Source organism: Nocardiopsis algeriensis (genome assembly GCF_014203695.1).
Lineage (GTDB): Bacteria > Actinomycetota > Actinomycetes > Streptosporangiales > Streptosporangiaceae > Nocardiopsis > Nocardiopsis algeriensis.
On sequence record NZ_JACHJO010000001.1, the window covers coordinates 455,217 to 467,904 of the forward strand.

Below are 12,688 nucleotides of genomic sequence, written 5' to 3' on the forward strand. Positions count from 1 at the left end.
GCCGACAGCACACCGGACAACAGGGGGACGATCCTCGCGATGATGGCGCTCCTGCGCTCCCGTAAAGCAATGTTCTTCCTGGTCGGCCTGGTCGTGGTCGGCCTGGTGGTGTCGGGTGCGCTCGGCCTGTTCAACGCGATCGCCACGGCCCCCGCCTCCGCCCCCGCCGCCCCGGAGGGGCAGAGCGCTCCGGAGGCGCCGGACCCGGCCGACGCCCCGGGGGCCGACGTGCTCGGCGCGGCGCCGCCGGGGCTCGCCTACTCCTCCGATCCCGAGGACGGCGTGCACTGCGACGCGATGGAGTGCGTCCGGCTCGTGGCCGTCCTCACCGAGGAGGGCGAGGCGCCCGAGGACTCCGAGGAGGCCGTCGAGACCGTCTACCACCACCTCATGGACCACGGCTGGAAGATGATGCTCCCCGAGGGCGTCGAGTCGCCCGACGACGTGTACGTCGGCGAGACCTTCCTGACCGACGGCACCACCCTGATCGCCGACTCCTCCGACCACGGCGGGGGAAACTCCTCGGCGGTCCTGATGCTCGGCAACGCCCGGCTCCCCTCCTCCTGACCGGGGAGCGGCACCACCCACGACCCTCCGCGCCGGTCGGCGGACGCCACGGCTCGGCACACATCCGCACACGCGAACGGAACCACGCATGTCTGAAGTCCCTCGTCTCGACACCGTCGCCGTGGCGCAGAGCAGCCCGGACACGCCCCAGCCGTACGCCGAACTGGGTATGGCCAAGGACGAGTACGAGCGGGTCCGCGAGATCCTGGGCCGCCGCCCCACCTCCGCCGAGCTGGCCATCTACTCGGTGATGTGGAGCGAGCACTGCTCGTACAAGTCCTCCAAGGTGCACCTCCGCCAGTTCGGCGAGAAGGCCCCCGAGAACGACGCCCTCCTCGTCGGCATGGGCGAGAACGCCGGCGTGGTCGACGTCGGCGACGGCCGCGCCGTGACGTTCAAGATCGAGTCGCACAACCACCCTTCCTACGTGGAGCCCCACCAGGGGGCGGCCACCGGTGTGGGCGGCATCGTCCGCGACATCCTCACCATGGGCGCCCGCCCGGTCGCGGTGATGGACGCGCTGCGCTTCGGCCCGGCCGACGCCGAGGACACCAAGCGCGTCCTGCCCGGCGTGGTCTCGGGCATCTCCTTCTACGGCAACTGCCTGGGGCTGCCCAACATCGGCGGTGAGATCGGCTTCGGCGAGGGCTACCTCGGCAACCCGCTGGTCAACGCCCTGTGCATCGGTGTCATGCGGCACGAGGACATCAAGCTCGCCCAGGCGCCCGGCCCCGGCAACAAGGTGGTGCTGTTCGGCTCCGCCACCGGCCCCGACGGCATCGGCGGTGCCTCGGTCCTGGCCAGCGCCAGCTTCGACGACGAGTCGCACGCCAAGCGGCCCAGCGTCCAGGTCGGCGACCCGTTCATGGAGAAGCTCCTCATCGAGTGCAGCCTGGAGCTGTTCGAGAAGGACATGGTCGTCGGCATCCAGGACCTGGGTGCGGCGGGCGTCTCCTGCGCCACCACCGAGCTGGCCGCGGGCGGTACCGGCGGTATGCGCATCCAGCTCAACAAGGTGCCGCTGCGCGACCCGCGCCTGACTCCTGAGGAGATCCTCATGAGCGAGTCGCAGGAGCGCATGATGGCGATCGTCGAGCCGTCGAAGATGGCCGACTTCCTCGCCGTCTGCGAGAAGTGGCAGGTGCTCGCCACCGAGATCGGCGAGGTCACCGACGTGACCCCGGAGGAGGCCGAGCGCGGCGGACGCCTCGTCATGACCTGGCACGGGGAGACCGTGGTGGACATGCCGCCGCGGACCGCCTCCGACGAGGGCCCGGTCTACGAGCGCCCCTACTCCCGCCCCGCGGCCCAGGACGCCCTCCAGGCCGACGACGCGGCCGCGCTGCCCCGCCCGCAGGGCGACGCCGAGCTGCGCGAGCAGCTGCTGCGGGTCCTCGGCGCGCCGGGTGTGGGCGACCCGTCGTGGGTCGTCCAGCAGTACGACAGCTACGTGCGCGGCGACACCGTGGTGTCGGCGCCGCACGACTCGGGGATGATCCGCATCGCCGACGACTCCCACCGCGGCGTGGCCCTGTCCACCGACGGCAACGGGCGTTTCACCCGCCTGGACCCGTACACCGGCACCCAGCTGGCCTACGCCGAGGCCTACCGCAACGTCGCGGCGACGGGCGCCCGCCCGCTCGCGGTCACCAACTGCCTCAACTTCGGCTCGCCGGAGGACCCCGGGGTCATGTGGCAGTTCGCGGAGGCCACGCGCGGCCTGGCCGACGCCTGCCAGAAGCTGGGCACCCCGGTGACCGGCGGCAACGTGAGCTTCTACAACCAGACCGGTGACGTGGCGATCAACCCGACCCCGGTGATCGGTGTGCTCGGCGTGATCGACGACGTGCGCACGCGCCTGAAGTCCGCCTTCGACACCGACGGGGCGCGCGTGTTCCTGCTGGGCGAGACCCGGCCGGAGTTCGGCGGCTCGGCGTGGGCCGACACCGTGCACGGCCACCTGGGCGGCCTTCCCCCGGAGGTCGACCTGACCGCCGAGGCGGCGCTGGGTGAGGTGCTGGCCGGCGCGGCCGAGCGCGGCCTGGCCGCGGCCGCGCACGACCTGTCCGACGGCGGCCTCGGCGTCGCCCTGGCCGAGTCGGCGCTGCACGGCGGCCGGGGCATCCGGGTGGCCGTGTCCGGCGACGCCTTCACCTCCCTGTTCAGCGAGTCCGCCGCACGCGCGATCGTGGCGGTGCGGCCCGGCGAGGAGAACGCCTTCCTGGCGCTGGCCACCGACCACGGGGTTCCGGTCGAGGAGATCGGCACCGTGGGCGGCGACGCGCTGGTCGTCGAGCACCCCTCGGGTGCGGTGGAGATTCCGCTGGAGGAGCTGCGCGAGGCCTACGAGTCCACGCTCCCGGCCCTCATGAGCGGGGTCTGACCTCTCTTCCGGACAGCGGGGGTGTCCCTTCGGGGGCACCCCCGCCGCCGTGGGCGGGGGCCCTTGTTAGGCCCCCGCCCCGATGCGGTAGGAGAGGGGGAGGAAAGGAGTGATCGGCATGCGACGAGGCCGGTTGAAGGGACCTCTGGGCAGTCCCGAGCGCCCGGCGAGCGCGCTGGGGTTCCGGATGGTCCTCGCGTTGTTCGGTGCGCTGGTACTGCTGGTCGGTACGGTCTGCGCGGTGCTGCTCACCGACGAGGTGTGGCTCATGGTGCTGCTGGGCGCGGGTTTCGTGGCCGCGTGCGTCAACGTGTACTGGGTGAACCGCCGTCTGCGCCACGAACGCTGACAGTCTCTCTCACAGGTCCAGGGTGAGCGCGATCATCCGGTGGTCCGACCAGGGCTCGTCCGGGTTGGCGGGCGCGGAGGCGGTGAACTCCGGCGTCACCAGGATGTGGTCGATCTCCCGCGGCGGTCCCGCCGCCGTGGGGATCGTGGGGAAGGGGCGCTCGAAGGGGTCGCGGAGCCCCGCCTCCTCCAGGATGTGCCAGGCGGGGTTGCCGGGTTCGATGTTCAGGTCACCCGCGACCACCGCGGGCCGCCCCTCCTCCCTGGCCCCGGTCACGATGCGCGCGATGTCGCGCAGCTGGGAGCGCGAGCTCTCGGACGCGAAACCGTAGTCGTCGGGCTGGAGGTGGGTGGCCACGACGCTGATCTCCCGCCCCTCCCACAGCACCACCGCTTCCAGGGCCTGGGCGCCCGTCGGCCCGCTGGGGGTGAGGGGGAAACCGCGCCGCTCGACCACCTCCAGCCGGGTGAGCACGGCGTCGCCCCACAGGGGGCCGTCGGCGGGTGCCCAGTGCGCCTCCATGTCCAGTCCCCGGGCCAGGGAGCCGAGCATGTCGTGCCCGCCGTTGAGCAGCCAGCCGCGGTCCACCTCGCTGAGGGCGACGAGGTCGGGCCGCTCCGCGCGCAGCAGCCGCGCCTGCTGATGCAGGGCGTGGCGGCCCTCCGTGTCGAAACCCATGCGCACGTTGTAGGCGGCCAGGCGCAGGCCCTCCCCGCGGCCCGCGTCCGGTGCGGGGGCGGGCTCGGAGGCGGTGTGCAGGACCGGCACCGCGAGCGTGGCCGCCAGGGTGATCCCGGCGGCGCCGACCGCGGCCCCGAGCCGGACCGGTGCGCTCCCCGCCGTGTCCTTCCCCGGCGGCGGGAAGCGGCCGGGGCTCCTCCCCCGGCCTCCCGGCGGCTCCGACGCGGGCGGCCACGCGCGTACCAGGGCCGCCACCAGCGGCAGGAGGGCGAGGAAGGGCACAAAGGCGTGGGAGAAGTACAGGTCGAAGGCCGCGTAGTAGGCGAACACCAACACCACGAAGCACAGCAGCCCCGCGAAGGCGTACCAGGCCGAGGCCACCCGCCCGGTCCCTCCTCCGCCGCCGTACGCGGCCCAGCCCACGCAGGCGGCCAGGGCGATCTGGCCGACCGGCAGTACCGCCAGCGCCGCCGGGGGCAGCACACCGGGAACGCCGTCCACCTCGGTCGGGGCCCACCGCATCGCGGCCAGGGCAGCAGTCAGCACGGCCGGCGGCAGGGCCCGGTGCAGGGTGGGGCGCGGATCGGCCGCCACCCCCACCGACAGCACCGCGGCGGTGGCGACGACCGCGGCTCCCACCGGGAAACCTCCCATGGTCTCCCCGACGGCGGGGTTGGCGGTGCACAGGCCGCCGAGGAAGAACAGGGGCCCCAGGGCGAGCCAGGCCCGCGCGGGCACCGGAGCCGGGGCGCCGCCGGGGTCCGAGCGCCGCACCCTGTCCAGGGAGACCAGGAAGAGCGCGGCGCCGGCCGCCACGAGCAGCCACGGAAGGAACCCCTCCTGCCAGGCCGGGCTCCTCAGGCCGAGCAGGGTGTGCAGGACCGCCGAGCCCGCCGTCCCGGCGACGACGCCGACCATGACGCCGTGCCCCGACAGGCGCGGATCTGCGGACGCGGCCGACGCGGTGGCCGTCAGCCACACGGTGCCCGCGCCCACCGCCAGGGACGCCAGGTGGAGCTGCGGGTCGCCGCCGTCGGCGGCCTGGAGCGCCAGGCGGGCCAGGGCGAGCGCGGCGCCGGCGGCCAGGGCGACCGGCAGCGGCGGCAGCCTCCGGGAGAGGGCGGCCAGGGGCAGCGGCAGGAGGAACCAGGCCAGCGCGTACAGGCCCATCACCTCGGGGCCGGTCTCCCCGGCCCGGCCGAAGAGGGTGATCAGCGAGGGCAGGAACACCCGCAGCGCGTCCAGGAACAGCATCGTTCCCACCGCGGCGGCGCACCGGTCCCAGCGCATGGCCCTCCCTCAGCTCCTCCGGCGGCGGACACGGGGAATTCTCGGCCCTCCCGGGTGCCGGGACAAGGGGTGCGCCCGCGAGGAGATCGGCGGGGCCCGCCCCTGCGGGGACACAGGCTCCACAGCCCTCATCAGGCACAACAGCAACAGGCTCGCCGGGGTGGATCAGCCCGGAAAAAGAGGTGTGGCGTACATTAGGTGTACCTAAACGGTTCCGTCCGCCGCACGGGCGGTCCCCACCGGCGGTCCGCTCCGGACCGCGGCCGCGCGCATCCCTTGAGGACGTCATGCTGCTCGAACAGGAACGCCGCGACATCTGCCTCGTCGCCCGCTCCCTCACCGCCCTCCCCGGTGCCGCCCCGGGCCGGACCGGCACCGTCAGCGTCCGCAGCGGCGACCTGGTGGTCGTCACCCCCCACGGCGTTCCCCTCGACCAGCTCCAGCCCGCCGACTGCCCGGTCATGTCCCTCGACGACCGCGTGCTGGAGGGCCGCCGCGACCCGGCCGCCGAGACCACGCTGCACATGGCCGTCCACCGCCTGGCCGTCGAACACGGGCGCGACGTCACCGCCGTCGTCGACGCCGCCACCGCCGACACCGTCGCCGTCTCCGCGGTCCTGCCCGAGCTCCCCCCGATCCACCACCGCGCCGCCTCCCTCGGCGGAGCCGTCGCCGTCACCCCGTACGCGACCTACGGCACCGGCGAGATCGCCGACCAGGCCGTCAAGGCGCTCAAGGGCCGCGACGCCGCTCTGCTCGCCGACCACGGCGGGGTGGCCCTGGGCCGCGGCCCGGGGCACGCGCTGGAGAACCTGCGCCTGCTCGACTGGCTGTGCGCGGCCTACCTGCGCGCACGGCAGCTGGGCGAGCCCCGCGTCCTCACCGAGGACGAGCTCGCCCAGATCTCCCACCGCGACACCTACGGCTGGGCCGGCCCCGACATCTGGTGACGGCCCGCGCGGATCAGTCCTCCTCGTCGGGGATCTCGTCCGGCCGGGTCCAGGCCAGGTAGCAGGCGGGGAAGGACGCGTGGCACATCGCCGTGACCACCACCATCGGCACGAGGACCGCGAGCGGCAGGCGCCCGTCCCAGTCGAGCGCGGACAGCGCACCGCCGAACCCTGTGGCCACAGCGATCAGCAGTGTCATCAGGACGGCGGTCACGTGGTGGCCCAGCTTGGTGGCCCTGGCCATCTCCGCCCGCTGGTACTCGTCCAGCCCGGTGTATCCGGCCACCCAGCGTGTCGCGATGTTGAGCTGCGTACCCAGCACCGCGGTCAGGAGCAGCAGGACGACGAAACCGATGGTGGCCCCTCTGGCCGCGGGCCCCTCGGCCACGACCACCGCCGCGTAGGTGCCCGCGGCCGCCAGGGTGAGTGCGGCCAGGGCAACCACCGCCAGGCGGCGCCGGGAACGCGGCGCCCAGAACGCGCGCCGCCGAGGGTTCTCGACGGAGGCGCGAAGGCCTTCCTGGTACGTGCTGTCGAAACGGTCTGCGGACACGGGAAACTCTCCTTCGGGCCTCACTGGCCGATACGGGGGAAGGGCTCGGTGGAGAAGACGACCTCCACCGGCACCTCGAAGTAGCGGGCGATCCGCAGTGCCAGGTGGAGGCTGGGGCTGTATTCGCCCCGCTCCAGGTAGCCCACGGTCTGGTAGTGGACGCCGAGCTCCTCCGCGAGCTGGCGGCGGGACACGTTCCGCTCGGCCCGCAGCACCGCGATCCGGTTGTAGATGGCCTCGGTGCCCCCGGCCGCCGCCCTGCCGCGGCGGCCCTTGTCAGTAACCACGCTTCATCGCCTTCTCCCGGGCCTCCTGGACCCTCGACCCCGACGTGTGCCGCGCCGCCCGGCGCAGCACCCGCTGCGCGACGGCGAACCCGGCCACGGCCCACAGTGCCAGAACACCGGCGGCCCGCGTGAGCTGCCAGGCCCCGCCGAGCTCGGCGGCGGCGTACTCTGCGGGCATCAGCGCGCTCTGGAGGCCCACCCCCGACCAGTAGACCGGGAAGACCTTGACGGCGGCCTGCACCCAGTCCGGCATGATCTCCAGGGGGATCATGACGCCCGAGGACAGCACGAGGGCGATGCCCGGCATCATGGACACGCTGACCGCGATACGCGGATTGCTCATCAGCGCCCCGGTGATCGCGCCGATCGGCGCCAGCGCCAGCAGCGACAGGGCGCACACCCACAGCAGGGTGAACACCTCGACCGCACCGCGCAGGGCGAACCCGTCGACGAGCAGCAGTCCGGGGACGATCATCAGGGCCAGGCACAGCGCCGCCATGCCGGCGAGGTGCGCCGTCTTGGCCACCGCGTAGCCGACCATGCCGTCGGGCACGCAGCGGGCCCGCAGCAGCGTGCCGTCCTCGCGCTCGCTGCCCAGCACCTGGGTGACGGTGGCGGTACCGAGCATGACGAGCAGCATCGTGATACCGCCCACCATCACGAACGAGCCGGCGGTGGCGCCCGCCTCTCCCTCTCCGTCGCCGAGGAGGAAGACGATGGTGATGAAGATGGCGGGCATCAGCAGGTAGCCGCTGAGCAACTCGGCCGGGTTGGACAGCGACGCCTTGATCTCGATCAGGCCCCGGGACAGCCCCGCACGGACCGCGTCGGCCTTGGTGTTCATCGAATCTCCTTGCCGAACTCGGCGGCGGCGCGCTCGGCGGCACCGGACTCGTGGTGGCGGACCATGTCGAGGTAGACCTCCTCCAGCGACGGGCGGGTGACCCGGAGGTTGGCGACGGCGTCGCCGTGCACCCGGTACAGCTCGGCGACGTGCCGGGCGGGGCTGCCGGTGGTGTGGAGGTGGCGCGCGCCGTCGACGGTCCAGGCCACCTCGCTCTCCCGCTCCACCAGGGCGGTGAGCTGTTCGGCGCTGCCGTCGGCGACGATCCGCCCGCCGGCGAGGATCAGGATCCGGTCGGCGAGCTTCTCCGCCTCGTCCAGGTCGTGGGTGGTGAGCAGGACGGTGGTGTCCTCCTCGTCCACGAGGCGGTGGATCAGCTCGTGGAAGTCGCGCCGGGCCCGGGGGTCGAGCCCGGCGGTGGGTTCGTCGAGGAACAGGAGCTCGGGACGGCCGACGACGCCGAGGGCGACGTCCACACGGCGGCGCTGGCCGCCGGAGAGGTCCTCGACCCGCTTGCCCGCGTGCTCGGTGAGCCCGAGCACCTCCAGCAGCCGGTCGGTGTCGGCGGGCCGGGTCCGGCCCTCCTCCGAGTAGGGGGCGTAGAAGCGCCCGAAGTGGTCCACGAGTTCGCGCACCCGCCAGCGCGCGTGGTCGCGCCAGGACTGGAGGACGACGCCGAGCCTGGCGCGCCAGCGCTCGTCACCGCGGTCGGGGTCGGTGCCGAGCACGGAGACCTCGCCGTCCGAGCGCCGCCGGAACCCCTCCAGGATCTCGATGGTGGTGGTCTTGCCCGCGCCGTTGGGGCCCAGCAGCGCGACGACCTCGCCGCGCCGGACGGTGAGGTCGACCCCGCGCAGGACCTCGGTGGTCCCGTAGTTCATACGCAGACCGCGGACCTCGACCACGGCCCGTCCGAGGGCTCCGGTCGCCTGGGCCTCGGCCCTCGCCGGCGTCCCGGAGCTGAGAGATGTCACAGCCCTTCTCCTTCCTGTCGCCCTCCTGCTGCTGTTGATAGTACATGTACTACATATGAGCGCAAGGGGGCTACATGTCATGGGAGAACCACTACAGAAGGACGCCGAGGTGACCGCACCGGACCAGGCGCGCCCGTACACAGAAATCCGACAGTCGGCGCGTGTCCGCTTATCGTCCGCAATCGGGGTACGGATACTCAGGGATGCGCCTTCCTGACCCCCCGCCCGGCGCCGACGACCAACGACCACGGGAGGCCCCATGCGCTGCAGCTACATCAGACTTCTCGTCAACGACTACGAGGCCTGCTTCCGCTTCTACTCCGAGGTGCTCAAGTTCCCCGTCCTGCGCGGCGACCTGGGCACCCGCTACGCCGAGTTCGACGTGGACTCGTCCACCCGCCTGGCCCTCAACCAACGTGAGGTGATGGCCGAGGCCCTGGAGACCGACACCGCCGACCCCGAGCTCCCCCACCAGGACCGCATGGCGGTCGTGTTCGAGGTGGACGACGTGGACGCGACCGCCGCCCGGCTGGCCGCCGACGGAGCCCGCCAGGTGCTGCCGCCCCGCGACTGGACCGCGTGGGGGGTGCGCGCGGCCCACTTCCGCGACCCCGACGGCTACCTGCTGGAGATCAACCAGCCACTGATCCCCGTCTGATTCCCGGAGACCTCCGTTCGCGGCCGGTCCGCTCCTGCGAGCCGGCGGAGACACAGGTCCGGCCCTGCCCGAGGACTCGGGGCAGGGCCGGGGTGCTTCAGGAGTTCAGCCGCGCAGGAGCCCCAGCAGGGAGGCCCACTCACCGGCGGGGACGTCCAGGTGCCCCAGCTCCCGGTTCCGGGTGTCACGCACGAGCACCCTGGAGACCGCCATGTCACCGCGCGCTTCCACACAGTCACCACCATGGCCGTTGCTGTGGCTGGACTTCTTCCATCTCTCGTCCATCATCAGATGCCGCCTCGAATCTGCTCAAGCCGAGACCGGGATACCGAGACCGGCAGCGCGGCGCTGCGAAGTTCCGCGAAAATCCGGTCATAGCCGTTCACGGTCTCAGGTTCCTTGAGGGATATGCCTACCTCGTGGCCCTCGACGTAGACGATATCGCCGCCGTCAGGGGCAGCTATCAGCTTAAAGGAGCCACCTAGGCCTGGATGTCCTTCGGTGTCCATCGGCAATATCTGGATGGTCACCCTGTCACGATGTGACAGGCGAATGAGGTGGTCCACCTGGCCCTCCATCACCTCGGGACTCTTGAACCTCCGGAGCAACGCGGTCTCATCCAGAATCACAGTCAGTACAGGAGGATGGTCCCGCTCCAGAATCTCTTGGCGGTGCATTCTCGTGCGGACGATCCGGTCGATCATGTCCGGGGTCGCATGCGGCCAGGCAAGACAGATCACCGATCGCGCGTACGCCTCGGATTGAACCAGACCGGGCACGAGGCCGAGTGCGTACTGACGGATCGCGACAGCGGATTGCTCGGCTTCGGCCACTTCGCGGAAGTAACCTGTCATGCCGGTGGGTGAGAACGCGGCCTCCCAGGCGTTCACGAGAACCCCGTGGGCGTTAAGCGCTGAATCGATACGCACCACTTGGTCACGGCGCGTCCCTTTTCGCCCTCGCTCCAGATCGCTGATCGTGCTCTGCGCGACCATTGCCGACCTGGCCAGCTCCTGTTGCGTCGCACCCGCCTGGACACGGTATTTCTTCAGCAGCACACCGAAGCGCTCTCGCGCAGGGTCGGTACCACCCATGCCTCACCGCCGATATCGCTGTCTTATCTGCTCTTATCGCGCGACATACAAAAGCAACCGAGCTCAGCGATCATCCTAGACCACCGGACTCGGCACTGGGAGAGTTGTTGTGGAAAAGGGTTCGTGACTTCGTATCGGAAGTCGCGGACAAAAGGCCTCGGAAACCGAAGCAGAGAATGGGTTGCGAGGCCTTCTCGATACACGACAGGCGAGATGAGGCATATGCAAGCCGCTGCTCCGAACCCCCGGGTTCCTTGGGAAGCCCAGGCGCACCTGCGGCGTGTGCGGACCGACAACCCGAGCACGTCGGCGATCGTGCTCGGCCCCGCCGACCCGGCGGACCCCTCGTGGTACGACAGCCGCGTCTACTCCTGGGCCTATCGGGCCGCTCGCTCCGGGCAGGCCTGCTCGGACCAGGTCGCCCGCATCACCGTCGCCCTGGTGCGCAACGCCCACCAGCACACCCGTTCCGGATCTCCCCGCGGAACCGTCGAGGTCACCGTCACCCGCGACCGCTTCCAGGTACAGGTCACCGTCACCGACAACGGCGCCGACCAGGGCGCCGACGGCTGGTACCCCTTTCCCCGGGCGCGCCCCCACGGGGGAGGTCTGCACCTGGTCGAGCGGCTCAGCCTCTACTGGGACTGGGCGGGAGGCGCGGGCCTGCCGATCACCGTCCGGGCCCTGGTCGACCGCTGAATGCTATTGGCACTCGATATCCAGCAGCGGTGATCTTGCTCCCAGGGGTGACTTCGACGGAGATCCCGTCCACCGGGAGCAAGATCGTCGACGACCGGCCGGCGTGTGCCGGGGCGTTGGGTCAGTCGAAGAGGTCCTCGGGGGCTTGGACGGTAACGGCCTTGGGCACCCAGGCCTCCAGCACACCCAGATCGGTGCAGGACCGAATGCGGGCGCGGACCTGGTCGGAGACGGTGAACCCGCGGGCCTCCAGAACCCCGATCACACTACGGGCCACCCCCTGCGCGCGGCCCTCTTCCCGGCCTTCCTCACGGCCTTCTTCACGGCCGATGCCGACGTACTTGCGGGCGAAGTCGCTCTGCCATTCGTAGGTTTCCACGGACATCAGGCCCTCCAGTTCCCGGCGAGCCGCCTCGTTGAGACCGCTCAGCACATAGTCATAGTAGAACGCACGGTTGCGGTCAGCGGTGGCATCCAGCGCCTCCACCAGCGCCTTCAACGTGCGCACATCACCACTGCCGTGGGCATGGGCCGACAGCACCGCCAGCTCCGGCAGCTCCCGTGCCCGCTCCACCTCGGCCACCACCGGCAGGTCATCGGGACCGATCACCAGCGGACGCAGCACGAAGTCAGGATGGCCGGTCTCGAAGGGCCGGGCACACCAACGCGCCAGCGCCCGATCGGGGCACAGCACCACCAGCACCGCCGGACATTCCAGGCGCCCGCACAGAGTGGCCAGATAGGCATACCAGCTGTAGCGCTTCTTGGGGTCGTAGCAGTTCTGGCGCTCGATCGCCACGCCCAGAACGGTGCGGGTCCCCTGGCGCAGCACCACCGCGCTGTCGACGTTCCATTCCTTGGGGTCGCAGTTGGTCAGGGCCTCGGAGGTGGAGGCCACCTCCGAGTATTCGGGCAGCGGATAGTCCAGGACCTCGCGCAGCAGCACCGGGGCCAGGGCGGGTTGGTTCTGGACCAACCGCAAAGGGATCTCATGGGATCGGCTGGGCATACAACTCCTTTTCTGGAAGAGAGGACCCAAGTAGGGACCAGGACCCAAGTAGGGGCGTGGATGTGAACGCAGGATCCGAGCACGGGCGCAGGAATGGCCAAAGGTTTCCGTCTATTCCACCCTGGCCAGCGACTTTTCTCCCCGTGATCTTGTACCTACGGACACTTTCACTGCATGCGAGAGGGCAGAAAAACAGGGTGAAGTTGACCCCAGGTACAGGATCACGGGAAATAAGACACAGCCGAGAAAGGGAGCGCCGACTTCCCAGTCGGTTCGAGATCCCAGGCGCCTCAAGGGTCTCAGACCTACCCCCTGGCTGGTTCGGTTCGGGGCCTTCCTCACCTCGACCA

At 71.0% G+C, this 12,688-nt stretch carries 14 protein-coding genes; 6 read left to right on the top strand and 8 right to left on the bottom strand.

Annotation, left to right across the window (positions count from 1 at the left end; translation table 11 throughout):
• Positions 1–39 precede the first annotated feature (39 nt).
• From FHS13_RS01985 to FHS13_RS01995, 3 genes are all read left to right on the top strand, one after another.
• A complete protein-coding gene (locus tag FHS13_RS01985) occupies positions 40–567 on the top strand; it encodes a hypothetical protein (RefSeq protein WP_184286385.1) in 528 nt (175 codons plus the stop codon).
• Between the two features lie 88 nt (positions 568–655).
• Complete coding sequence (purL, locus tag FHS13_RS01990) at positions 656–2,950, top strand: phosphoribosylformylglycinamidine synthase subunit PurL (RefSeq protein ID WP_184286387.1); 2,295 nt, start codon at positions 656–658, stop codon at positions 2,948–2,950.
• A 118-nt stretch (positions 2,951–3,068) separates the two neighbouring features.
• Positions 3,069–3,299 carry a hypothetical protein gene (locus FHS13_RS01995; RefSeq protein ID WP_184286390.1) on the top strand — a complete coding sequence of 77 codons (231 nt, stop codon included), beginning with the start codon at positions 3,069–3,071 and terminating at the stop codon, positions 3,297–3,299.
• A gap of 9 nt (positions 3,300–3,308) precedes the next feature.
• On the opposite strand, the gene FHS13_RS02000 is transcribed toward FHS13_RS01995, so the two are convergent.
• Positions 3,309–5,270: an endonuclease/exonuclease/phosphatase family protein gene (locus tag FHS13_RS02000; RefSeq protein WP_184286392.1), complete on the bottom strand. Its 1,962-nt coding sequence runs from the start codon at positions 5,268–5,270 to the stop codon at positions 3,309–3,311.
• A gap of 287 nt (positions 5,271–5,557) precedes the next feature.
• Here FHS13_RS02000 and FHS13_RS02005 point away from each other — a divergent pair, with 287 nt between their 5' ends.
• A complete protein-coding gene (locus FHS13_RS02005; RefSeq protein WP_184286395.1) occupies positions 5,558–6,220 on the top strand; it encodes a class II aldolase/adducin family protein in 663 nt (220 codons plus the stop codon).
• Positions 6,221–6,233: 13 nt separating this feature from the next.
• On the opposite strand, the gene FHS13_RS02010 is transcribed toward FHS13_RS02005, so the two are convergent.
• Genes FHS13_RS02010 through FHS13_RS02025 form a run of 4 tightly spaced genes read right to left on the bottom strand, consistent with a single transcriptional unit; the run spans position 6,234 to position 8,878 of the window.
• Positions 6,234–6,773 carry a hypothetical protein gene (locus FHS13_RS02010; RefSeq protein ID WP_184286398.1) on the bottom strand — a complete coding sequence of 180 codons (540 nt, stop codon included), beginning with the start codon at positions 6,771–6,773 and terminating at the stop codon, positions 6,234–6,236.
• A gap of 20 nt (positions 6,774–6,793) precedes the next feature.
• A complete protein-coding gene (locus tag FHS13_RS02015) occupies positions 6,794–7,060 on the bottom strand; it encodes a helix-turn-helix domain-containing protein (RefSeq protein WP_184286401.1) in 267 nt (88 codons plus the stop codon).
• Positions 7,050–7,904 carry an ABC transporter permease gene (locus FHS13_RS02020; RefSeq protein ID WP_184286405.1) on the bottom strand — a complete coding sequence of 285 codons (855 nt, stop codon included), beginning with the start codon at positions 7,902–7,904 and terminating at the stop codon, positions 7,050–7,052. The genes FHS13_RS02015 and FHS13_RS02020 overlap by 11 nt, the downstream gene beginning before the upstream one ends.
• Positions 7,901–8,878: an ABC transporter ATP-binding protein gene (locus FHS13_RS02025; RefSeq protein ID WP_425491115.1), complete on the bottom strand. Its 978-nt coding sequence runs from the start codon at positions 8,876–8,878 to the stop codon at positions 7,901–7,903. The genes FHS13_RS02020 and FHS13_RS02025 overlap by 4 nt, the downstream gene beginning before the upstream one ends.
• 259 nt (positions 8,879–9,137) lie before the next feature.
• On the opposite strand from FHS13_RS02025, the gene FHS13_RS02030 reads away from it, so the two are divergent.
• Positions 9,138–9,536: a VOC family protein gene (locus FHS13_RS02030; protein ID WP_184286412.1), complete on the top strand. Its 399-nt coding sequence runs from the start codon at positions 9,138–9,140 to the stop codon at positions 9,534–9,536.
• Between the two features lie 105 nt (positions 9,537–9,641).
• On the opposite strand, the gene FHS13_RS02035 is transcribed toward FHS13_RS02030, so the two are convergent.
• Positions 9,642–9,824, bottom strand: a complete 183-nt coding sequence (locus FHS13_RS02035) for a DUF397 domain-containing protein (RefSeq protein WP_184286415.1) — start codon at positions 9,822–9,824, stop codon at positions 9,642–9,644.
• Positions 9,824–10,630 carry a helix-turn-helix domain-containing protein gene (locus FHS13_RS02040; RefSeq protein ID WP_184286418.1) on the bottom strand — a complete coding sequence of 269 codons (807 nt, stop codon included), beginning with the start codon at positions 10,628–10,630 and terminating at the stop codon, positions 9,824–9,826. Before FHS13_RS02040 ends, FHS13_RS02035 begins: the two co-directional genes overlap by 1 nt.
• Before the next feature lie 282 nt (positions 10,631–10,912).
• Between FHS13_RS02040 and FHS13_RS02045 the strand changes: the two genes are divergently transcribed.
• Entirely contained in the window at positions 10,913–11,329 is a 417-nt protein-coding gene (locus FHS13_RS02045) for an ATP-binding protein (RefSeq protein ID WP_184286420.1), read from the top strand.
• Positions 11,330–11,450: 121 nt separating this feature from the next.
• Here the strand turns inward: FHS13_RS02045 and FHS13_RS02050 are convergent, their stop codons facing one another.
• Positions 11,451–12,338, bottom strand: a complete 888-nt coding sequence (locus tag FHS13_RS02050) for a hypothetical protein (RefSeq protein ID WP_184286423.1) — start codon at positions 12,336–12,338, stop codon at positions 11,451–11,453.
• Positions 12,339–12,688 lie beyond the last annotated feature (350 nt).